Source organism: Nocardioides sp. Z24_21, from assembly GCF_058134345.1.
The window spans coordinates 381,286-403,054 of the sequence record NZ_JBYTTH010000003.1 but is presented as its reverse complement, the minus strand read 5'-3'; the positions used below and the strand labels follow the sequence as shown (position 1 = coordinate 403,054).

19 protein-coding genes and 1 other RNA gene are annotated in these 21,769 nt (G+C 73.6%); 12 read left to right on the top strand and 8 right to left on the bottom strand.

Annotated features, from left to right (window positions below; translation table 11 throughout):
• Window positions 1-101: 101 nt before the first annotated feature.
• From AC3X7Z_RS13440 to AC3X7Z_RS13425, 4 genes are read left to right on the top strand one after another with little or no spacing between them, the layout of a single operon-like run.
• The gene (locus AC3X7Z_RS13440; protein ID WP_489976232.1) at window positions 102-1,634 is read left to right on the top strand and encodes an AMP-binding protein; all 1,533 of its coding nucleotides are present in this window, start codon (window positions 102-104) and stop codon (window positions 1,632-1,634) included.
• A gap of 57 nt (window positions 1,635-1,691) precedes the next feature.
• On the top strand, window positions 1,692-2,810 hold the full coding sequence (locus tag AC3X7Z_RS13435) for a Nif3-like dinuclear metal center hexameric protein (protein WP_489976231.1): 1,119 nt from the start codon (window positions 1,692-1,694) through the stop codon (window positions 2,808-2,810).
• Window positions 2,811-2,823: 13 nt separating this feature from the next.
• On the top strand, window positions 2,824-3,564 hold the full coding sequence (locus AC3X7Z_RS13430; protein WP_489976230.1) for a zinc ribbon domain-containing protein: 741 nt from the start codon (window positions 2,824-2,826) through the stop codon (window positions 3,562-3,564).
• 14 nt (window positions 3,565-3,578) lie between these two features.
• Window positions 3,579-4,673 (top strand): FUSC family protein, encoded by a 1,095-nt coding sequence (locus tag AC3X7Z_RS13425; RefSeq protein ID WP_489976229.1) that lies wholly within the window; start codon window positions 3,579-3,581, stop codon window positions 4,671-4,673.
• Between the two features lie 13 nt (window positions 4,674-4,686).
• On the opposite strand, the gene yaaA is transcribed toward AC3X7Z_RS13425, so the two are convergent.
• A complete protein-coding gene (gene yaaA, locus AC3X7Z_RS13420) occupies window positions 4,687-5,466 on the bottom strand; it encodes a peroxide stress protein YaaA (RefSeq protein ID WP_489976228.1) in 780 nt (259 codons plus the stop codon).
• 51 nt (window positions 5,467-5,517) lie between these two features.
• Between yaaA and AC3X7Z_RS13415 the strand changes: the two genes are divergently transcribed.
• The 4 genes from AC3X7Z_RS13415 to lysX all read left to right on the top strand — a co-directional run bounded on the left by AC3X7Z_RS13415 (window position 5,518) and on the right by lysX (window position 11,985).
• A complete protein-coding gene (locus AC3X7Z_RS13415) occupies window positions 5,518-6,969 on the top strand; it encodes an RNB domain-containing ribonuclease (protein ID WP_489976227.1) in 1,452 nt (483 codons plus the stop codon).
• 268 nt (window positions 6,970-7,237) lie between these two features.
• Entirely contained in the window at window positions 7,238-7,672 is a 435-nt protein-coding gene (locus tag AC3X7Z_RS13410) for an endonuclease domain-containing protein (RefSeq protein ID WP_489976226.1), read from the top strand.
• A 234-nt stretch (window positions 7,673-7,906) separates the two neighbouring features.
• Window positions 7,907-8,638 carry a DUF998 domain-containing protein gene (locus AC3X7Z_RS13405; RefSeq protein WP_186342645.1) on the top strand — a complete coding sequence of 244 codons (732 nt, stop codon included), beginning with the start codon at window positions 7,907-7,909 and terminating at the stop codon, window positions 8,636-8,638.
• Window positions 8,635-11,985: a bifunctional lysylphosphatidylglycerol synthetase/lysine--tRNA ligase LysX gene (gene lysX / locus AC3X7Z_RS13400; RefSeq protein WP_489976225.1), complete on the top strand. Its 3,351-nt coding sequence runs from the start codon at window positions 8,635-8,637 to the stop codon at window positions 11,983-11,985. The genes AC3X7Z_RS13405 and lysX overlap by 4 nt, the downstream gene beginning before the upstream one ends.
• A 35-nt stretch (window positions 11,986-12,020) precedes the next feature.
• Here lysX and rnpB read toward each other — a convergent pair.
• Both rnpB and map read right to left on the bottom strand, forming a co-directional pair.
• Window positions 12,021-12,400: RNase P RNA component class A (gene rnpB, locus AC3X7Z_RS13395), an RNA gene on the bottom strand.
• Window positions 12,401-12,413: 13 nt separating this feature from the next.
• Window positions 12,414-13,286 (bottom strand): type I methionyl aminopeptidase, encoded by an 873-nt coding sequence (gene map / locus AC3X7Z_RS13390; protein WP_489976224.1) that lies wholly within the window; start codon window positions 13,284-13,286, stop codon window positions 12,414-12,416.
• Here map and AC3X7Z_RS13385 point away from each other — a divergent pair.
• Complete coding sequence (locus AC3X7Z_RS13385) at window positions 13,285-13,509, top strand: hypothetical protein (protein WP_489976223.1); 225 nt, start codon at window positions 13,285-13,287, stop codon at window positions 13,507-13,509. The two genes, map and AC3X7Z_RS13385, sit on opposite strands and share 2 nt — an antisense overlap.
• Here the strand turns inward: AC3X7Z_RS13385 and AC3X7Z_RS13380 are convergent, their stop codons facing one another.
• From AC3X7Z_RS13380 to AC3X7Z_RS13365, 4 genes are all read right to left on the bottom strand, one after another.
• A complete protein-coding gene (locus AC3X7Z_RS13380) occupies window positions 13,510-14,220 on the bottom strand; it encodes a hypothetical protein (protein ID WP_489976222.1) in 711 nt (236 codons plus the stop codon).
• Window positions 14,221-14,324: 104 nt separating this feature from the next.
• Window positions 14,325-15,170: a 3-methyl-2-oxobutanoate hydroxymethyltransferase gene (panB, locus tag AC3X7Z_RS13375; RefSeq protein ID WP_186342640.1), complete on the bottom strand. Its 846-nt coding sequence runs from the start codon at window positions 15,168-15,170 to the stop codon at window positions 14,325-14,327.
• Window positions 15,171-15,282: 112 nt separating this feature from the next.
• Window positions 15,283-16,446 carry a PQQ-dependent sugar dehydrogenase gene (locus tag AC3X7Z_RS13370; RefSeq protein ID WP_489976221.1) on the bottom strand — a complete coding sequence of 388 codons (1,164 nt, stop codon included), beginning with the start codon at window positions 16,444-16,446 and terminating at the stop codon, window positions 15,283-15,285.
• Between the two features lie 10 nt (window positions 16,447-16,456).
• Window positions 16,457-17,377: a GNAT family N-acetyltransferase gene (locus AC3X7Z_RS13365; protein ID WP_489976220.1), complete on the bottom strand. Its 921-nt coding sequence runs from the start codon at window positions 17,375-17,377 to the stop codon at window positions 16,457-16,459.
• 104 nt (window positions 17,378-17,481) lie between these two features.
• Here AC3X7Z_RS13365 and AC3X7Z_RS13360 point away from each other — a divergent pair, with 104 nt between their 5' ends.
• The 3 genes from AC3X7Z_RS13360 (at window position 17,482) to AC3X7Z_RS13350 (ending at window position 20,445) form a co-directional block, all read left to right on the top strand.
• Window positions 17,482-19,521, top strand: coding sequence for an NAD(+) synthase (locus AC3X7Z_RS13360; RefSeq protein WP_489976219.1), 2,040 nt, complete (start codon window positions 17,482-17,484; stop codon window positions 19,519-19,521).
• Window positions 19,522-19,627: 106 nt separating this feature from the next.
• On the top strand, window positions 19,628-20,011 hold the full coding sequence (locus AC3X7Z_RS13355; protein ID WP_489976218.1) for a hypothetical protein: 384 nt from the start codon (window positions 19,628-19,630) through the stop codon (window positions 20,009-20,011).
• A 50-nt stretch (window positions 20,012-20,061) separates the two neighbouring features.
• On the top strand, window positions 20,062-20,445 hold the full coding sequence (locus AC3X7Z_RS13350; protein ID WP_186342635.1) for a hypothetical protein: 384 nt from the start codon (window positions 20,062-20,064) through the stop codon (window positions 20,443-20,445).
• 24 nt (window positions 20,446-20,469) lie between these two features.
• Here the strand turns inward: AC3X7Z_RS13350 and AC3X7Z_RS13345 are convergent, their stop codons facing one another.
• Window positions 20,470-21,768, bottom strand: coding sequence for an ATP-binding protein (locus AC3X7Z_RS13345; RefSeq protein ID WP_489976217.1), 1,299 nt, complete (start codon window positions 21,766-21,768; stop codon window positions 20,470-20,472).
• Window position 21,769: the final 1 nt, after the last annotated feature.

Below are 21,769 nucleotides of genomic sequence, written 5' to 3'. Positions count from 1 at the left end.
GTCTCCCGCCCGTCGCGCGGCGGGCTCCGCTCGTCGCGGCCTGCCTGCCGTCCGTCGCGCGGGCCTCGATCGGCGCGCGTGACGCGTGCCACAGTGGGTCCATGATCGTCCCCTTCAGCGTCAGCGACTTCATCGAGCGCGCGGCGGCCGTCTACGGCGAGCGCCCGGGCTTCATCGACGAGCCCGACCAGCCGGCCGAGTCGCTGGGCACGGTGACCTACGCGGAGGCGTACGAGCTGGCCCGGCGCCAGGCGGCCCGTCTCGACGAGCTCGGGCTCGAGGTCGGGGACCGGGTGGCGATCGTCAGCCACAACTCGGCGCGGCTGCTCACGTCGTTCTTCGGCGTGTGCGGCTCGGGGCGGGTGCTGGTGCCGATCAACTTCCGGCTGCGCCCCGACGAGATCTCCTACATCGTGTCGCACTCCGGCGCCCGGGTGCTCTACGTCGACCCCGAGCTGGTGGAGCCGCTGCGGGGGGTCGACGTGGAGCACACGTTCGTGCTGGGGCAGGACGAGGCGATGTTCGCCGCGCCCGGCGCCGAGCCGCGGGCGTGGGAGCCCGACGAGAACGCGACCGCGACGATCAACTACACCTCCGGCACGACCGCCCGGCCCAAGGGCGTGCAGCTGACCCACCGCAACCTCTGGACCAACGCCGTGACCTTCGGGCTGCACGCCGGGGTGAGCGACCGCGACGTCTACCTGCACACGCTGCCGATGTTCCACGCCAACGGTTGGGGGATGCCGTTCGCGATGACCGGGCTGGGCGTGCCGCAGGTCGTGCTGCGCAAGGTCGACGGCGCCGAGATCCTGCGCCGGGTGGAGCAGCACGGCGTGACCGTGATGTGCGCGGCGCCTGCCGTGGCGGCCGCGGTGCTCGACGCGGCGCAGGACTGGGAGGGCGAGATCCCCGGACGCGACCGCGTGCGGATCATCATGGCCGGCGCCCCGCCGCCCACCAGGACCGTGGTGCGCGTCGAGGAGGAGCTCGGCTGGGAGTTCGTCCAGATCTACGGCCTCACCGAGACCTCGCCCCTGCTCACGGTCAACCGCAGCCGTGCGGAGTGGGACGACCTGTCGGCCGAGGAGCGGGCGGCCAAGCTGATGCGGGCCGGCGCGCCGGCCATCGGCGTACGCCTGCGCACCGACGCGCAGGGCGAGGTGCTGGCGCGCTCCAACGTGATCCTCGAGGGCTACTGGGAGCGTCCCGACGAGACCGCCAAGGCCCTGGTCGACGGCTGGTTCCACACCGGCGACGGCGGCGTGATCGGCGACGACGGCTACCTCACGATCAGCGACCGCAAGAAGGACGTGATCATCACCGGCGGTGAGAACGTGTCCTCGATCGAGGTCGAGGACGTGCTGTTCTCTCACCCGGCGGTCGCCGAGGTCGCCGTCATCGGCGTGCCGAGCGAGAGGTGGGGCGAGACGATCAAGGCCCTGGTCGTGCTCGCCGACGGCGCCAGTGCCGACGAGGCCGAGCTGATCGCGTGGTGCAAGGACAAGGCCGCGGGCTACAAGGCCCCGACCTCGGTGGAGTTCCGCGACGAGCTCGCGCGCACGGCGACGGGCAAGCTGCAGAAGTTCAAGCTGCGCCAGCCCTACTGGCAGGCGCAGGAGCGCCAGGTCAACTAGCCCCACCGGACGCCCCGCCACCCCCGCCGCCCCGGGGTCGTCGTCTAGCCTGCGCAGATGCCCAGCCTCGCCGACGTCGTCGACCTGCTCCACGCGTGGTACCCGCCCGGCACGGCCGACGGCTGGGACGCCGTGGGCCTGGTGGCGGGCGACCCGACCGCGGAGGTCGCGCGGGTGATGTTCGCCGTCGACCCGACCGTCGAGGTCGCCCGCGAGGCCGTCGCGTGGGGTGCCGACCTGCTCGTCGTGCACCACCCGCTGTTCCTCACGCCGGTCAGCTCGGTCGCCGCGGACACCCCCAAGGGGCGCACGCTGCACACGCTGACCGCGGGCGGGTGCGCCCTGCTCGCCGCCCACACCAACGCCGACCAGGCGTCCTCCGGCGTCTCCGAGGCGCTGGCGCTGGCCCTCGGCCTGCGCGACCTCGCCCCGATCCGCCCGGCGCCCGCGCAGCCGCTCGACAAGGTCGTCGTCTTCGTGCCGCTGGCGCAGGCCGACGCCGTCCGCACGGCCATGACCGAGGCGGGGGCAGGCCGACTCGGCGACTACGACTCCTGCACGTGGACCACGACCGGCGAGGGCCGCTTCCGTCCGCTCGAGGGGGCCTCGCCCGCGATCGGCGCGGTGGGCGGCCTCGAGGTGGTCGAGGAGGCCCGGATCGAGGCGGTCGTGCCGCCCGGGCGCCGGACGGCCGTCGTGCGGGCGATGCTCGCCGCCCACCCCTACGAGGAGCCGGCCTACGACGTCGTGTCCCTCGCCGACCCCGGCCTCGCCCCGACCGGCACCGGGCGCACCGGCAGCGTCGAGGAGACCACGCTGGAGCAGTTCGCGGCACGGGTGGCGGCCGCGCTGCCGGCGACCGCCCACGGCGTACGCGTCGCAGGCGACCCGCAGCGGCCGGTGCGCCGCGTCGCGGTGTGCGGCGGGGCGGGCGACTTCCTGCTCGACGAGCTCGCGCACAGCGACGTCGACGCCTATGTCACCAGCGACCTCCGGCACCACCGGGCCGGGGAGTTCCTCGAGCACGGAGGGCCTGCGCTGGTCGACGTCGCCCACTGGGCGGCGGAGTGGACGTGGCTGCCGGTGGTGGAGGCTCGGCTGCGCCGGGCGCTGGACGATAGGGTCGACACCCGGGTCAGCACGCGGTGCACCGACCCGTGGACGTTCCGCCACTGAAGCAGGAGAGCCGTTGAAGGCCGATCCCACCCACCAGGTCGCGCTGCTCGGCGTCGCCGAGCTCGACTCGCGCGCCGCCCAGCTGCGGCACCAGCGAGCCCACCTCCCCGAGCTGGCGGAGATCAGCGCGTTGGAGGCCGAGCGCACCGAGCTCACCGACCGGGTCCGCGACGCGCGCATCGTCGTCGACGACCTCACCGTCGAGCAGGCCAAGGCCGACCGCGAGGTCGAGCAGGTCAAGGCCCGCCGCGAGCGGGACCGCACCCGGATGGACACCGGACAGGTCACCAACCCCAAGGACCTCGAGCGGATGCAGCACGAGCTGGTCTCCCTCGAGCGCCGCATCACGACGCTCGAGGACGCCGAGCTGGAGGTGATGGAGAAGCTCGAGGAGGCCCAGCAGGTGCTCGACGGCCTGGGCATCCGCGCCGACGACATCGACGCGCGGCTCGCCGAGCTCGTCACCGCCCGCGACGACAAGCGCGCCGAGATCGACCGCGCCCTCGACGAGGTCACCGCCGCCCGCGGCCCCGCCACCGAGGGGATGCCGGAGGACCTGATGGCGCTCTACGAGCGGCTGCGCGAGCAGAAGGGCATCGGCGCCGCCCTGCTGCGTGCCCGCCAGTGCGGCGGCTGCAACATGGGCCTCGACGCCTCCGAGCTGTCGCGGATCCGCTCCGCGCCGGCCGACGAGGTCATCCGGTGCGAGGAGTGCCAGCGCATCCTGGTGCGCACCGACGAGTCCGGCCTCTGAGAGGACGACGCGTCGTGCGCTTCGTCGACGCCGAGGTGGTCGCGGAGCGCAGTCGCATGTCGTTGCGCGCCCGGGTGGCGCGGCTGCGGGCGAAGGGCTGGGTGATCGGGCAGTGCGCGGTCGCCGCGGGCGTCGCGTGGTGGCTCGCCTCGGACGTCTTCGGCCACCGTCTGCCGTTCTTCGCGCCGATCGCGGCGGTCGTCTCGCTGGGCATGTCCTACGGCCAGCGGCAGCGCCGGGTCGCGGAGGTGACCGTGGGCGTGGCGCTCGGGGTCTTCCTCGGCGACGCGACGACCCACCTGATCGGGTCGGGCGGCGTGCAGATCGCGCTGATCGTGGCCGCCGGCATGTCGATCGCGCTGCTGCTCGACGCGGGGCAGCTGCTGGTCATCCAGGCGGCGGTGCAGGGCATCGTGGTCGCGGCGCTCGCCCCCGCCCCGGGTGAGGCGTTCCTGCGCTGGACCGACGCGATCATCGGGGGAGCGGTGGCGCTCGTGGCGGCCACCGTCGTGCCCCGGGCGCCGCTCCGCAAGCCGCGCGACCAGGCCGCGGTGGTGGTGCGCAAGATCGCCGAGCTGCTGCGCTCCAGTGCCGACCGGCTCGGCGACGGCGACGTCGAGCGGGCGCTGGCCGCGCTGCGCGACGCGCGCTCCACCGACGTGCTCATCGCCGAGCTGCGCGCCGCGTCGGAGGAAGGGCTGTCGGTGGTGAGCTCCTCGCCCTTCCGGCGACGGCACGGCGAGCACCAGCGCCGGCTCGCCGAGCTCGTCGAGCCGCTCGACGTGGCGCTGCGCAACACCCGGGTCGTCGTGCGCCGGGTGGCGGTGGCGTGTCACCGCCGTGAGCCCGTGCCGGCGTCGTACGCCTCCCTGACGCGCGACTTGGCCGCGCTCTGCGACCGCGTCGCCGACGAGCTCGTCTCCGACCGGATGGCCGCCGCCGTCATCGAGGACCTGATCTCGCTCGGGCGCGCCACGGCGCAGGTGGAGCACAGCGACGACCTGTCGGCGGAGGTGATCCTCGCGCAGGTGCGCTCGATCATCGCCGACATGCTCGCGCTCTGCGGGATGGACCCGCTCGAGGCGACCGACGCGATCCCGCTGCGCTAGCTGGACATCACAACTAGACGGCGGTCACGACGACGTCGAGCTGGGTGCCCTTGGCGGTCGGCTCGCCGACCTCGACGGTCCAGCCGAGCCGGGTGAGCGCGTCGGCGAGCGCGCGCGGCGTGCGCGGGTTGGCGCCGTCCTCGAGGAGGGCGCGGACGATCCGGCCCTTGGTCGCCTTGTTGAAGTGGCTCACGACCGTGCGCCGGCCGTCGGACTCGTGGAGGACGCGCACGGTCGCGACGCGGCGGGCCAGTGACGCGTCGGGTCGCCAGAAGGCGGCGTAGGTGCCGGAGCGCAGGTCGACGAGCAGCCCCGGACCGAGCGCGTCGGTGACGGCCTCGCCGAGCACCTCGCGCCACGCGCCGGCCACCGACCCGGTGCCGGGCAGGGACGCGTCGCCGGAGAGCCGGTAGGCCGGGATCCGGTCGCCGGGACGCACGATGCCGAACAGCGCGCTGGTGACGGCGACGCGCGACGTGGCGCGCCGGCGGGCAGCGGGGGAGAGCGTGGCGAGGCCGAGCGCGTCGTAGAGCACGCCGGTGTAGACGGCGTCGGCGCGGGCGGTCGGGGCGTCCACCAGGTCGGCGTTGCGCTGCACCAGGTCGCGCTGGGCGGGACCCAGGCCGAGCACGGCGGCCGCGGCCTCCGGGTCGTCGCGGCAGAGGCGTACGAGCGACTCGAGCAGCGACGCGCGGGTCGGGGTGAGCGACGGGGACGACAGCGCGTCGAGGTCGAGGGGCTTGCCCCGGCGCGGAGCGGTCTTGCCCTCGCTGGGTGGCAGCAGGATCAGCACGGGCGCAAGCGTAGGCAGCGCCGCTGCCGGCCCCACGGCTAGGGTGCGGGCATGCCGAGCAACCGCGTGGTGAAGGTCCGATCGACGGGCGACAGCGTCACGGCGCAGGAGATGCGCGACGGCATCGCGGCGATCCAGCAGGAGCTCGAGGTGTCGGCGGCGTTCCCCGACGCCGTCGAGCGCGCCGCCGCCGAGGCGGCCGCCTCGCCGCGTCTGCCCGAGCTCGACCGCACCGACATCCCGTTCGTGACGATCGACCCCGAGTCGGCCCGCGACCTCGACCAGGCGATGCACATCGAGCGCGACGGCACCGGCTACGTCGTGCACTACGCGATCGCCGACGTGGCGGCGTTCGTCGCGCCGGGCGACCCGGTCGACGTCGAGGCCCACCGTCGCGGCGAGACGCTCTACGGCGCCGACTCCAAGATCCCGCTGCACCCGCCCGTGCTGAGCGAGGGAGCGGCGTCGCTGCTCCCCGACGAGGTCCGCCCGGCGCTGCTGTGGACCATCAAGGTCGACGAGACGGGCGAGGGCACCGACGTCGACGTGCAGCGGGCGCTGGTCCGCTCGCGCGCCAAACTGTCCTACGAGGGCGTGCAGGCCGAGCTCGACGCCGGCAAGGCCTCCGACCTCGTCGGCCTGCTGCGGGAGGTCGGCGAGCTGCGCCTGGCCCGCGAGGCCGCCCGCGGCGGGGTCTCGTTGCCGCTGCCCGAGCAGGAGCTCGTCGAGAGCGAGGGCGGCCACTGGGAGCTGGAGTTCCGGCGACTCACGCCGGTCGAGACGTGGAACGCGCAGATCTCGCTGCTCACCGGGATGGCCGCCGCGTCGCTGATGGTCTACGCCCGCACGGGCATCCTGCGCACCCTGCCGCCGGCCGACCCCCGCGACGTGCAGCGACTCCACCGCACCGCCCGCGCCCTCGGCATCGCGTGGCCGGCCGAGCAGCTCTACCCCGACTTCATCCGCACGCTCGACCCGTCGAAGCCGACGCACGCCGCGATGATCGTGGCGTGCACGCGCCTGCTGCGCGGCGCCGGCTACGTCGTGTTCAACGGCGAGCTGCCCGCCCAGGCCCAGCACTCCGCCCTCGCCTCCGAGTACGCCCACGTCACGGCGCCGCTGCGCCGGCTCGCCGACCGCTACGCCGGCGAGATCTGCGTGGCGCTGTGTGCGGGCACGGACGTCCCGGCGTGGGTGGTCGAGGCGATGGCCGGGCTGCCCGACGCGATGACCGAGTCGGGGCGGCGGGCCAACCGCTACGAGAACGCCGTCGTCGACCTCTGCGAGGCCGAGCTGCTCCACGAGCGGGTGGGCGAGCGCTTCGCCGCCGTCGTCGTCGACCTCGACGACAAGAGCAGGCAGAAGGGCGACATCACCATCCAGGACCCTGCCATCGAGGCCCGGGTCATCGCCACCACCGACCTGCCCCTCGGCGAGGAGGTCACCGTCGAGCTGGTCGAGGCAGACCCGCGCACGCGGACGGTGGCGTTCCGCCTCGTCTGAGGCCCGGCTGTGGGGAGCGCGAGCGGGCGCGGCCCGATGTCGGCAGGCTGACGGGCATGGGGACCCGTCGAGGCGCTGCGGCGCTACGGCGGCCACGCCTCGCACCAGCAGCTCCTGCAGCTGACGACACGTCGCCTGGTCCGGGCCGCGGTCGAGACCGGTCAGGTGGTGCGGGTCGCGCGCGGGCGCGCTACGCGCTGCCCACCGCCGAGGACGCCCGCCGCGCGGCCGCCGAGCGATCGCCGACTCGGCCCTCCGCGCGGGGGACGTGACCCGGGCGGAGCTCGACGGCGTACGCGTGCGCGGTGCGGGGGCCGCCGCGGTCAGGCGGGTCCTGCGCCAGGCCGACCCCCGGGCCGCCAACCCCTTCGAGTCCGTCCTCCGGGCGCTGTGCCTCGATGCCTCGCTGGACGTGCACCCGCAGCTCGCAGTCGACCTGGGGTCGGGGACCGTGCATCCCGACCTGGTCGTGCCGGCCCTGAAGGTCGTCCTCGAGGCCGACTCGTGGACCTTCCACGCGACCCGAGGGGCCCATGCGCGCGACTGCGCCCGCTACAACCTGCTGGTGCTCCACGGGTGGCGGGTGCTCCGGTTCACGTGGGAGCAGGTGAGGCTCGAGCGGACCTATGTCCGCTGGACCCTCGCCCAGCTCGTAGGTGTCGGACAGGACGAAGTCGACGGCGGGCTCGCGGCCACCGCGTGAGGCGGGCGCCCCAGCTGAGTTCGTCCTGTCCGACGCGCCGGGGAGCGCGGCTGCGACGCGACCGGCCCGGTCGGTCGTCCGGCACACTGTCGATATGTCCCTCACGGACAGCGAGCGCCACGAGGTGGCGCGCTGGCAACCGGCCGACCCGCTGGCTGCCGCGCCCTCGAGCCACCTCGTGCCGCGCGACGCGTCCGCCGTCGCCCGTCGTGCTCGGACACGAAGCGGGCACCCGTGAGCCGCGCGCGGTCGGATCGTCGTCCCGGGCTGCTGGTCGTCGGATGCGTGGCGGCGCTGCTCTACGCCAACTTCATCCTCGACTGGATCCTGCGCGGGTTCGAGGGGATGGACCTGGTCGTCAGCACGCTCGGGGCGCCCGGCGAGCCCCACGCGGTCGCGCTGCGGGTTACCGACGTGGTGTGCGGCGTGCTGGTCCTGGCGCTCCTGCCGCGCGTACGCTCGCTGCTCCCGCCCGGGCCGTGGCGCGAGGTCGCGGTCTGGGGGACCGTCGTGTTCGCGATCGGAGCGGCCGCTGCGGCTGCGGTCCCGACGCCCTGCGGACCGGGCGAGACCTGCGACGCCCCGCGCCAGCTGGTGCAGTCCCTCATCCACAACGGTGCCAGCCTCGTCTCGGAGGGTGCGCTCTTCGTCGGCATGGCGGCGGTGTGGCGCGCGACCCACGCGACCGGCCCCGTGTGGTTGCGCCGGGTCGCCTTCTGGGACTTCTGGATCGGCGGGGTCGTCTTCACCAGCCTGTTCGCCTACTTCGGCTACTTCAGTGACGCGATGTGGATCGCCAGCGCCGCGCAACGGATCCACATCCTCTTCGTCAGCGCCTGGATCGTCTGCCTGGGTGTCGTCGCCGCCCACCCCCACCACCTCGACCCGAGCTCGAGGCCCGAGCGCCCGGCCGGACCGGACGAGCAGAGACCTGCCGCGTCAGAGACAAGGACCGATGACCGATGAGCACGAGGTCCCGCTGGTCGCCCGCCGAGGCGTCCCCCCAGCGCAGCGTCCCGCAGCACGCGCCTGCCGACGACCGGTGGCCGGACCTGTTCGCCTCGGCCGCCTACGCATGGGCGTTCCTCGTGCTCGTCGTGGCGCTCGTCCCCTCCTGGGGGCGCCACTTCGCACGCAACGACGACGTCGTGTCGCTGCTCCTGCTGCCGGTGGTGCCCAGCGTCGTCTACGCCTCGCTCGTGCTCGTCGTCGCGGTCGCGCTACGACGCCGGATGCGGGCCGCGTGGTGGGTCCTGGTGGTCTGGTTGCTGGTCGTGCCGCAGATCGGCCGGGTGGTGTGGATCGTCCAGGGCGAGCGGGTCGTGCCGGCGAGCATCGGCTTCGTGGTCATCACCGCGGTCCTCGTGCTCGCGGTGCGGGTGCGGCACCAGTTCGTCGCCCGCAGCGCCGCCGGCACCCTCCGGTCGGCGGCGGCGCTCTTCCTCGCCGGCAGCGCGATCCTGCTCGTGGGTGGAGGGCTGCTCTCCCAGCGCTTCGGCACGGCGTCCGGCCTCGGCGAGGCGGTGACGTACGTCCTGAACGCCACGCTTGTCGACGTCGGACGGGTCGGTCCGGGCACCGACGTCACCGCCCCCTGGTGGGTGCGTGCACTCATCGGCGCGGTCGGCACGGTGGTCGTGCTGTCCACCGCGGTCCTGCTGTTCCGCTCGCCCCGCGACAGCCGGGTGCCCGACGTCGCCGAGGAGGCCACGGTGCGCTCGATGCTGCGCGACGCCGGCGACCACGACTCGCTCGGCTACTTCGCGACGCGGCGCGACAAGTCGGTCGTCTGGGACACCGGCGCCCCCACGACCGCCCGAGCCGGGGTGTCGTACCGCGTCGTCGGCTCGGTGAGCCTCGCCAGCGGCAACCCGATCGGTGACCCGCGCTACTGGCCCGACGCGATCGGGCGCTGGCGCCAGGAGGCGCGTCGGAGCGGGTGGTCGCTCGCGGTCATGGGGGCGGGCCACGAGGGTGCGCTCGCCTTCGCCGACGCGGGCCTGACGATGCTCGACATCGGCGACGAGGCGATCGTCGACCTGGCCGCCTTCTCCCTCCACGGGACCGGCATGAAGCCCGTGCGCCAGTCGGTGTCGCGTCTGCGCCGCCGCGGCTACACCGCGACGGTCGTCCGCCACGCCACGCTCGGCGAGGACGACTTCGCCACCCTGGCCGTCGCCGCCGGCCAGTGGCGCGGTGACGGTGGGGACGAGCGGGGGTTCTCGATGGCGCTCGGACGACTCGGCGACCCGCTGGACGGGAAGTGCGTGCTGGTGCGTGCGCACGACGCCGACCGTCGGCTGCGCGGCTTCCTGAGCTTCGTCCCGTGGGGTCGCACCGGGCTGTCGCTCGACCTGATGCGTCGCGATCCCACCGCCGACAACGGACTCGTCGAGCTGATGGTCGCCAGTCTCGCCGACCAGGCCCCGCGCCTCGGCGTCGGGCCGGTCTCGCTCAACTTCGCGATGTTCCGCGAGGCCTTCGAGCGCGGTGCGGAGGTCGGGGCGGGACCGGTGGCCCGGCTGTGGCGCCAGGGCCTCCTCCTCGCGAGCAAGAACTGGCAGCTGGAGTCGCTCTACCGCTCCAACGCCAAGTACCAGCCGGAGTGGCAGCCCCGCTACATGGGCTTCGAGTACGCCTCCGACCTGCCCCGGGTCGGGACGGCGGCGGGCAGCGCCGAGGGCTTCCTGACCGCCCCGTCCATCGCGCTGCTGCGTCACCACACGAAGGAGCACCTGCTCGCCACGGGCGGGGACGAGCACGCCGCGGAGGTCCTGGCGCTGATGCGTCCCGAGCGCGACGTGGTCGCGGAGGCGCTGTCGAGTGCGCACCTCCCGGAGCAGATGCGGGTGCGGCGCGACAAGCTCGACCGGCTGCGCGCCGACGGCGTGGAGCCCTATCCGGTCACCGTGCCGCGCACGCACACGCTGGCGGAGGTGCGCTCGCTCGTCGGCGACGTCGGCCCCGACGTCGACACCGGCCACCGGGTCTCGGTGGCCGGCCGGGTGCTGCTCAAGCGAGACATGGGAGGGGTGGGGTTCGCGACCCTGCGCGACGGCAGCGGTGACCTCCAGGTGATGGTCGACGCCGACCACGGCGGGCGCGAGCAGCTCGCGTTCTGGGAGCACTCCGTCGACCTCGGCGACCACGTGAGCGTCACGGGCGAGGTCGTCACGACGCACGCGGGCGAGCTCAGCGTGCGGGCGACGTCGGTCCTGCTGGCGGGCAAGGCGCTGCGCCCGCTGCCCGACAAGCACAGGGGGCTCACCGACCCGGACGCTCGCGTGCGGATGCGCTACGTCGACCTGATCGTGCGGCCGGACTCCCGCACGATGGCCTACCGGCGCGCCGCCATCGTCCGCAGCGTCCGCGACAGCCTGCACGAGCGGGGCTTCACCGAGGTCGAGACGCCGATCCTCCAGACGATCCACGGCGGGGCCAACGCGCGGCCGTTCGAGACCCACATCAACGCCTACGACCTCGACCTCTACCTGCGCATCGCGACCGAGCTGCACCTCAAGCGGCTGGTGGTGGGTGGGATGGAGCGGGTCTTCGAGATCGGTCGGCAGTTCCGCAACGAGGGCGCCGACGTCAAGCACAACCCGGAGTTCACCTCGCTCGAGGTGTACGAGACCTACGGCGACTACGACAGCATGCGGGTCCTGACCCAGGAGCTCGTCCAGGAGGCCGCGACGGCCGTCTACGGCTCACCGGTCGCCCGGCGCGCGGACGCGGACGGCACGATCGTGGAGATCGACCTCTCGGGCCAGTGGCCGGCTCGCACCGTGTGCGAGGCCGTGTCCGGGGCCCTGGGGGAGGAGGTCACCGCGGACACCCCCCTGGCCGAGCTCGTCCGGCACGCCGAGCGGATCGGGCTCGAGGTCGACCTCGAGCCCTCCTGGGGCCCGGTGCTCGAGGCGATCTACGAGGAGCTCTGCGAGGCCCGGACCACCACTCCCGTCTTCTACACCGACTTCCCCAAGGAGAACGCCCCGCTGACGCGCGCGCACCGCGACGACCCGCGGCTGGCCGAGAAGTGGGACCTCGTGATGTTCGGCGCGGAGCAGGGCACGGCCTACTCCGAGCTGGTGGACCCGGTCGACCAACGGGCGCGGCTGGTGGCGCAGTCGCTGCTCGCCGCTGCCGGCGACGTGGAGGCCATGCAGGTCGACGAGGACTTCCTCGCCGCACTCGAGTACGGCATGCCGCCGACCGGCGGCATGGGGTTGGGCATCGACCGCCTGGTGATGAACCTCACCGGGCACAGCATCCGCGACACCATCCTGTTCCCGCTGGTGAAGCCGAACCGCTGATCGCCTCGGGCGTTGCCGAGGGGCAGATGGGGTGAGGAGTGGGTCGGCCTGTAGGCCGGGTTCTGTCCCGCTCGCGCGGGGGCGACCATCCATCTGCGACGACCGTTGCCGGCCGCCTGGTGCGATCTACCCGGATGCTCGGGCGGGCCGCCCTCAAACGCATCCTGTCTGATCTTGCTCCGGGTGGGGTTTGCCTAGCTGCGCCGGTCGCCCGGCGCACTGGTGGTCTCTTGCACCACCGTTTCACCCTTACCGCCCTCCGGAGAGGGAGGCGGTCTGTTCTCTGTGGCACTGATCCCGCGGGTTGCCCCGGGTGGCTGTTGGCCACCACCCTGCCCTGTGGAGCCCGGACCTTCCTCGACCCGCCACCCCGGCTCTCACCGAGGCGGTGGACCGCGGCCGCCCGGCCGACCCACTCAGGGGGAAGTCTAGGGGTGCGTGAGCACCTCGGCGCCATCGTCGGTGACGACCAAGGTGTGCTCGAACTGCGCGGAGCGGAGCCCGTCCTTGGTTACGGCCGTCCAGCCGTCGTCCCAGATGTCGTAGTCGGGGGTGCCGAGGTTGAGCATCGGCTCGATGGTGAAGGTCATCCCGACCCGGATCTCGTCGTCGAAGCGCGCGTCGTCGTAGTGGGGGATGATCAGGCCGGAGTGGAACGCCGTGCCGATGCCGTGGCCGGTGAAGTCGCGCACGACGCCGTAGCCGAAGCGCTTGGCGTAGGCCTCGATCACCCGGCCGATGACGTTGACGCGGCGACCGGGCTTGACGGCCTTGATCGCCCGGTCGAGCGCCTCCTTCGTCCGCTCGACGAGCAGCCGCGACTCCTCGTCGACGTCGCCGGCGAGGAAGGTGGCGTTGGTGTCGCCGTGCACGCCGTCGAGGAAGGCGGTGATGTCGATGTTGACGATGTCTCCGTCCTCGACGACCCGGCTGTCGGGGATGCCGTGGCAGATGACCTCGTTGACGCTGGCGCACAGCGACTTGGGGAAGCCGCGGTAGCCGAGGGTCGACGGGTACGCGCCGTGGTCGCAGAGGAACTCGTGGCCGATCCGGTCGAGCTCGTCGGTGGTCACGCCGGGCACGACGTGCGAGCCGACGAGCTCGCGCGCCTGGGCCGCGAGCCGGCCGGCGACCCGCATCCGCTCGATCGTCTCGGCGTCCTTGACCTCCTCGCCGGTGAAGCGCTGCGGCGCCGGCTGGTCGACGTACTCCGGGCGGACGATGTGGGCGGGCACGGGACGGCGTGCGGATACCTCTGCGGGGGATACGGCTGGCACGGCCCGAGTGTAGTTTCGGCCCATGAGCGAGAACGAATACTGGTTCTGCCTGACCCACCGCACGGTCGAGGGACGAGACGGCTGCAAGAACAGCGACCGCCTCGGCCCCTACGCCTCGGCCGCCGAGGCCTCGCGCGCGCTCGAGAAGGTCGAGGAGCGCAACGAGGAGTGGGACAACGACCCGGCCTGGAACGACGACGCCGCAAGCCCGGGGGACGGCGTCAGCGACGCGACTCCCGACAGGTGATCACTTCTTCCTGCCCTTCTTGCCGGTGACGGGGTTGGCCGCCTGAGCCAGGTCGGCCGCGGCGCGGACGCTCTTGAGGGCGCGCTTGGTGTTCTTGTCGAGGGTGCGGGTGAGGTCGGCGATCGCCGCCTCGTACTGCTTGCTCACCCGCGCTGCGGTCTCGGCCGCGACCCGCTCGGCGGTCTCCTGCGCGACCTTCTGGATCACCGCGGCGGTGCTGATGGCCTGGGCGCCGACGTCGACCGCGCGCTCGGCGGGCGAGCGCCGCGCCGACGACGCGATGGGCTTGGCCGTTGGCCTCGGCGTCGACTGCTGGGCCGACCGCCCAGCGGGCGGGGAGGCCGACGGGCGCGCCGGCGCCGTGGCCGACGACGACTTCGTGCCTGTGGTCTTCGTGGCTGTCGACTTCTTCGTGGCTGTCGACTTCTTCGTGGCGGACTTCGCGGCGGACTTCGTGGCCGGTGACTTCTTCGCCGCAGACTTGGTGGCGGGGGTCTTCGTCGCGGTCGACTTCTTGGCCGTCGACTTCGCGGGGGACTTCTTCGCCGCGGACTTGGTGGTGGCGGACTTCTTCGCCGCGGACTTGGTGGCGGTCGACTTCTTCGCCGCGGACTTGGTGGTGGCGGACTTCTTCGCCGCGGACTTGGTGGCGGTCGACTTCTTCGCCGGGGACTTCTTGGCTGCCGTCCTGCCGGCCGGGGTCTCGCTCACGTCGGGCTCCTCGCGTCGTCGGGACCTCGATCCTTCCGTGCCGGGGCCGACTTGTCACCGCCACCGGCCCGCCGGCGGCAGCGCGGCGGGCCGGACCGGGGACCTCAGAAGGTGTGCTCGGGGCCGGGGAACGTGCCCCCGCGGACGTCGTCGGCGTAGGCCCGCGCCGCCTCGAGCAGCACGCCGTGGACGTCGGCGTACTGCTTGACGAAGCGCGCCATCCGGCCCGTGCGCAGGCCGAACGCGTCCTGCCACACGAGCACCTGGCCGTCGCACGCCGGACCGGCGCCGATGCCGATGGTGGGGATGGTCAGCTCCTTGCTGACCTGCTCGGCGACGTCGCCGGGCACCATCTCCATCACCACGGCGAACGCGCCCGCGTCCTCCATCGCGTGCGCGGCGGCCAGGATCCGGTCGGCCGCCTCGCCGCGCCCCTGGACCCGGTAGCCGCCGAGGGCGTGCTCGCTCTGCGGGGTGAAGCCGATGTGGGCCATGACGGGGATGCCGTTGGTCGACAGCTTCTCCACCTGGGGCGCCACCTCGACGCCGCCCTCGAGCTTGACGGCGTGCGCGTCGGCCTCCTTCATGAAGCGGACGGCCGTGTGGAAGGCCTGCTCCGGCGACGCCTGGTAGGAGCCGAACGGCAGGTCCGCGAGGACCAGTCCGCGCCGCGCGGCGCGCGAGACGGCGCGGACGAGGGGGATGAGCTCGTCGACCGTCACGGGCAGCGTCGTCTCGTAGCCGAGGACGTTGTTGGCCGCGGAGTCACCGATGAACAGGATGTCGATGCCGGCCTCGTCGAAGACCGCCGCGGTGTACATGTCGTAGACCGTGAGCATGGTGATCTTCTCGCCGCGCTCCTTCATCTCCCGCAGGTGATGGGTGCGTACGCGCTTCACGGGCGCCGACGGTGCCGGGCCGGAGCCGTAGGGGGCAGTCTCTTCGGGCATGCTCGCTCCTCGTCATCTCGCGGCTCCCTGCTGGAGTCCACGGACCACTCGTCAGGCTAGTGGCGACCGGTCGGTAGGGCGCTGTGGCGGCCGTCACGCTCGGCGGCGGACGTCAGCGCGGCGAGACGCGGACGACCCGGTCGCGCGCGCCGTTGTCGGTGGTGAGGAGGAGGTCGCCGTCGCGCGCCGCGGTGACCGAGCGCAGTCGGCCCAGGCGCTGCAGCCGGGGCGGACGGGTGACGGAGGTGAGCCGACCGGCGGCGTCGAAGCGGAGGAACAGGACCTCGGATCCCTTGAGCGCGGCGACGGCGAGCGTCCCCTCGAGCGGTCCCCACTGGGAGCCGCGCACCCAGGCGGCGCCGGAGGTCGCGATCGTCGGGGTACCGGAGGACCACGCGGCCTCCTGCTGCTGGCCCGGGAGCGACTGGTCGGTCATCGGCACGGTCTCGTCGTAGCCCGGGACCGGGTTCCAGCCGTAGTCACCGCCCGGGACGAGCAGGTTGACCTCGTCGTCGCGGTCGCTGCCGTGCTCGACCGACCAGAGGGTCCCGTCGTCGCGCTGGGCCAGGCCCTGGACGTTGCGGTGGCCGTAGGTCCACACGAGCGGGCGGGCACCGCTCGCGTCCGCGAACGGGTTGCCGGGCATCGGCGCGCCGGTGCGGCGGTGTACCCGCAGCACCTTGCCGCCGAGGGAGTCGAGGGAGCGCGGGTTGGTGCCGACGGCGGCGTCGCCGGTGCCGACGAACAGGGCGTCGCTGTCGCGGTCGAGCAGCAGCCGGCAGCCACCGTGGCGTCCCGACGTCGCCGGGAAGTCGCCGACCACGAGGCGCGGCTGCGAGAGCCTGCGCCACCGCGGGTCGACCCGCCACCGCGTCACCCGCACCTCCGTGCCGCGCCGGGTCGAGGCGCCGTGGCACGCCCACAGCGTCCGCGAGCCGGCGTCCACCGCGATCGACAGCAGGCCGGTCTCGCCGGAGACCCAGACCTGCGTCGAGAGGTCGGCGAGGGTCCGGCGCTTTCCCTTCCGTACGACGCTGAGCCGGGCGCGGTCGCGCTCGGAGACGAGCAGCCGGCCACCCGGTCCCTGCTGGACGTCCCAGGGGTGCTGGAGCCCGCGGACGACGGTGCGGACCCGCAGCTGTGGGGCTCGCTCGTCGCGAGGGGCGGCACGTTCGCCGGCCCCGGTCGCCGGCGGCGGAAGGGTGACGAGCCCGGCGACGAGCGCGGCGAGGGCGACGGACAGGGACCACCGGGTGCTGCGGAGGGGCTGGCGCACGGCGCCGACGCTACGACTGCGCGAGGGCGCCGGTAAAGGGTGGCTCGCCGGGCGGCAGGGGACGGGCGAGCTGGATGCCGACCCGGGTGGTGGCGTAGCCGAGCCGGGTGTTGAGGGCGCGCATCGCTGCGTTGCCGTCCTGGGTCCAGGTGTAGACCTCGTGGATCCCGTGGTCGGCCGCCCAGGCGAGGGCGCGCTGCTTGAGGTGGACTGCCAGGCCGCGCCCGCGCCAGGCACGGCGCACGGCGGTCAGGCCGTTCTCGGCGCGGGTCGGCTGGTCGGGGTCGCGGCCCAGGCCCGCGCAGCCGACGACCTCCCCCTCGTGCAGCGCGAGGAACATCGGGTCGGCGAGCCAGGACGTCGCCCAGCGCTCCGGCGTCACGTCGAGCGGGGTGTCGACGGCGAAGTCCGCCAGCGCCTCGAGCCCGAGGCCGTCGTACGCCGCCTCCCACAGCCCGGGCCGCTCCTGGGCGGTGACGACCTCGATCCCATCAGGAGCCGGCGCCACCGCGATCGGGGCGTCGATGCGGAAGGTCTGCTCGACCTCGCGGTTGACCTCCTCGAACCCGAAGCGCTGTGCGAAGGCGAGCGAGCCCTCGTCGTCCGCGCCCGCGCGCAGCGTCGGGACGCCGAGGCCGGCGACGTGCGCGACGAGCCGGTCGAGCAGGGCCGTGCCCACGCCGCGCCTGCGGTGCTGGGGGAGCACGCGCGGCACGACCGAGCCGCCGCCGCTGGTCTCCGAGCGGTCGGCCAGGCCGGAGCCGACCACCACGCCGTCCTCACGGGCCAGCACCATCAGCCGATCGGGCCCGGCGTGCGCGCGCATCTCCTCCACCGACTGGGCGCGCTCGTAGGGCACGACCGCGATCCGCACCTGTCGCCACGCCTCGAGGTCCTCGTCGGAGGCACACGGGGTGATGACGAGGGCCATGACCGCACCGTAGGACGTGCCGGCCCGGTCCTCCCACCCATTTGCCGGCCCGCGTGCCCCGAGGGGTGGGATCTCGGCCCGGCCCGCCTCCCTAGAGTGGCGGCGTGGACTTCTACTCCGCCTACGCCCAGGGCTTCGCCCGCATCGCCGCCGTCACCGTGCCCGTGCACCTGGCCGACCCGGCCGCCAACGCCGCCGAGGTGATCGAGCAGGCGCGGGCCTGCCACGACGACTCGGTCGCGATCGCGGTGTTCCCCGAGCTGGGCCTGACGGGCTACTCGGTCGACGACCTCTTCCTCCAGGACACCCTGCTCGCCGCGGTCGAGGAGGCGATCGCCGACATCGTGGCGGCGAGCGCCGACCTGATGACGATGCTCGTCATCGGGGCCCCGGTCGTGCACGGCAACCGGGTCTTCAACTGCGCGGTCGTGGTGCAGCGCGGGTCGGTGCTCGGGGTGGCGCCGAAGTCGTACCTGCCCAACTACCGCGAGTTCTACGAGCGCCGCTGGTTCGCCCCGGGCGACGACCGCGAGCTGGAGTGGATCACGGTCGCCGGCCAGGAGGTCCGCTTCGGGCCCGACCTGATCTTCCGGTGCCTCGACGTGCCAAGCCTCGACCTGCACGTCGAGGTCTGCGAGGACCTGTGGGTGCCGGTGCCGCCGAGCGCGGAGGCCGCGCTGGCCGGCGCCACCGTGCTGGCCAACCTCAGCGGCTCGCCGATCACCATCGCCCGCGCCGAGGACCGCCGGCTCCTGGTGCGCAGCGCCAGCGCGCGGTGCGCCGCGGCGTACGTCTACGCCGCCGCCGGCCAGGGCGAGTCGACGACCGACCTGAGCTGGGACGGCCAGACGATGGTCTACGAGTGCGGCTCGCTCCTCGGCGAGAGCGAGCGGTTCCCCGACGGCCCGCGCCGCACAGTGGTCGACGTCGACCTCGACCTGATCCGGCAGGAGCGGATGCGGCAGGTCACCTTCGACGACAACCGGCGCACCCACCACGAGCGGGTCAACCGCTTCCGCACCGTCGAGTGGGAGCTCGAGCCGCCCGTCGGCGACATCGGGCTGATGCGCAAGGTCGACCGCTTCCCGTTCGTCCCCGACGACCCCGAGCGCCTCGAGCTCGACTGCTACGAGGCCTACAACATCCAGGTCTCCGGGCTCGAGCAGCGGCTCACCGCGATCGGCGCGCCGAAGGCCGTGATCGGCGTGAGCGGCGGTCTCGACTCCACCCACGCGCTGATCGTCGCGTGCAAGGCGATGGACCGGCTCGGGCGCCCGCGCAGCGACGTGCTGGCCTTCACGATGCCCGGCTTCGCGACCGGCTCGACCACCAAGTCGTACGCCACCCGGCTCTCGCAGGCGCTCGGGGTGACGTTCGAGGAGCTCGACATCCGGCCCGCCGCCGAGCAGATGCTCGCCGACATGGGCCACCCCTACAGCGAGGGGGAGAAGGTCTACGACGTCACGTTCGAGAACGTCCAGGCCGGGCTTCGCTACGACTACCTCTTCCGGCTGGCCAACCAGCGCGGGGGCATCGTCGTCGGCACCGGCGACCTCTCCGAGCTCGCGCTCGGCTGGTGCACCTACGGCGTCGGCGACCAGATGTCGCACTACAGCGTCAACGCCGGCGTGCCCAAGACGCTCGTGCAGCACCTCATCCGCTGGGTGATCAGCCACGGGGAGCTCGAGGAGGCCAACGAGGTCCTCGCGGAGATCCTGGAGCAGGAGATCACCCCCGAGCTGATCCCGGTCGAGGAGGGACAGCGGCCGCAGGCCACGCAGGACACCGTCGGTCCCTACAACCTGCAGGACTTCACGCTCGCGCTCGTCGTGCGCCACGGCTTCCGGCCCCGCAAGATCGCCTTCCTGGCCTGGCACGCGTGGCAGGACGCCGCGGCGGGGGAGTGGCCGCCCGGGTTCCCCGAGGACGCGCGGGTGGCGTACTCGCTCGAGGAGGTCCGCACCTGGCTGCAGGTCTTCGTCAAGCGCTTCTTCGCCAACCAATTCAAGCGCTCGGCGCTGCCCAACGGGCCGAAGGTCAGCCCGAGCGGCACCATGAGCCCGCGCGGCGACTGGCGGATGCCCAGCGACGCCAAGGGCACCGCGTGGCTCGCCGAGATCGAGCGGGACGTGCCGACCTCCTGAGGTCTTTGCCTGCCCTTAACGGCCGGCTGGAGCGCGCTTAGCCCCCCGCCCGCCAACCTCGTGGTCGACGGACGCCACCCGGGCGTCCGACGACGAAGGAGGAAATGTGCGGAGGAACGTGGTCATCGCCGTGGTCGTGGTCGTGGCGGTCGCGATCGGGCTGGGCGTGTGGTGGGCCGTGGACGACGCGGCCGACAAGAGCGCCACCGAGCGCGGCACGTGCGGCGGCGCCACCTGGGAGCTCACGACCGAGCGGGAGGACGGCGGCACCGAGGTCAGCGCCGAGCTGCAGTCGGCCGGACCGGGCGAGGAGTGGCAGGTCGAGCTGACCCGCGACGACACGTCCCTGCTCAGCGGCGTCCGCACGACCGACGAGGACGGCGAGATCGACGTCGACGCCTTCAGCTCCGGCGACTCGGGCGACGCGTCCTACTCCGTCACCTTCACCCCCGCCGACGGGGAGCCCTGCACGGCCACGATCGGCTCCTGACCCACCACGAAGCGCGGCCCGTCCGGGCCACCCGACCTGAGGAGTACCCCATGAAGAAGACGCTCATCGCCACCACCGCCCTGGTCGCCACCGCCGCGGCCGGCACCACCGTCCTCGTCGCGTCGCCCGCCAGCGCCGACGTCGAGCGGCGCGGCACCTGCGCCGGCGCGACCTTCGAGCTCAACGTCGACCGCGAGGGCCGCCGCGGCTTCGAGGTCGACGCCGACATCGACCGGGCCCGCCCGGGCAGCCAGTGGCGCGTGGCCATCCGTCACGACGGCAAGCTGGCGGTGTCCCGCGTGCTGCGCGCGGACGACGAGGGCGAGCTCAGCCTCGACACGTTCCGCCGCAACACCCCCGGCAAGGACACCTTCAAGCTGACGGTGACGCCCGCCGGCGGGAAGTCCTGCTCGCTGAAGGTCACCGTGCGCTGAGCGACGGCTCCGCAGGGGCCCGGGTCAGGCCGTCCGCAACGTGACGGCGACCCGGGCTCCTCCCATGTCCGAGGTGCCCGCCTCCAACGCGCCGCCGCAGCTCTCGGCCGTGCGGGCCGCGATCGAGAGGCCGAGCCCGGTGGAGCCGCCTCCGCTCGACCCGCGGCCGGTGGCGTCGAGCCCGGGCGGCAGGCCCGGGCCGGCGTCCTCGACGACCAGCTCGACCACGTCGTCCTGCGCGTCGAGGGTGATCCGCACGGCCGCGTCGTCGGGGGTGTGGGAGAAGACGTTGTCGAGCAGCACGTCGACCAGCGCCTCCAGGTCGGCGCGGCTGGCCCGCAGGAGCGGCCCCGCCGGTGCGAGGTGGACCTCGTAGGGGCGGCCCTGGTCCTCGGCCAGCGGCTCCCAGTGGCGTACGCGCTCGGTGATCACCGCGACCGCGTCGGTGCGGGGGTCCAGCCCCTCGCGCTCGGAGCGCCGGGCCTCGCGGACGATCTCGTCGACGGTGGCCTGCAGGGCGTCGAGGTCGCCGCCGAGCCGGTGGCGCAGCAACGGGTCCTCGACCGCCTCGACCCGCAGCCGCAGGGCGGTGACCGGCGTCCGCAGGCGGTGGGAGAGGTCGGCGACGTTGGCCCGCTCGCGCGCGAGGAGCAGCTGGATGCGCCCGACCAGCCGGTCCACCGCGCTGGCGAGCTCCTGCACCTCGGGCGGGCCCGACACCGCAGGGAGCGGGGTGACGACGCCGGTGCCGCCGAGCGAGCGGGTGTGCCGGGCGAGCTGCCGGATCGGAAGCACGAACGAGCGCCCCAGGCGGTCGACCACGGCGAGCGAGCCGGCCAGGAGCACGAGCGCGAGCAGCGCGAGGAGCCCCCACGCCGCCCCGACGGCCGAGTCGAGGCCGGGCTCGTCCACGACGACACGGATCACCGGGGTCTGCGACGGGAGCGCGGAGTTGCCGCCCCGCGAGACCGGCACGAGGAGCTGCGACCCACCGGGCACGTCGTCCACGCGCGCCCGACCGGTGTTGCGGGCGTCGAGGACCAGCGCGCCCTGTCCGGGGTCGGGGCCGATCTCCGGCCCGTCGGGGTAGAGCACGGTCACCCGTGCGTCGCGGTCGCTGTCGTTGACGCGGTCGACGTACTGCGCGACCGCGCCCGCGTCCTGGCCCGACACGACGGTCTCCACCGCCTGGACCTCCAGCGCGGCGCGGGCCAGCCGGTCCTCCAGGGCGTAGCTGCGCACCAGGATCATCATCGGCACGAGCATCGCGAGCAGGACCATGGAGATCGCGGCCGCCGCCGTCACGAGGAGGCTGCGGCGCACC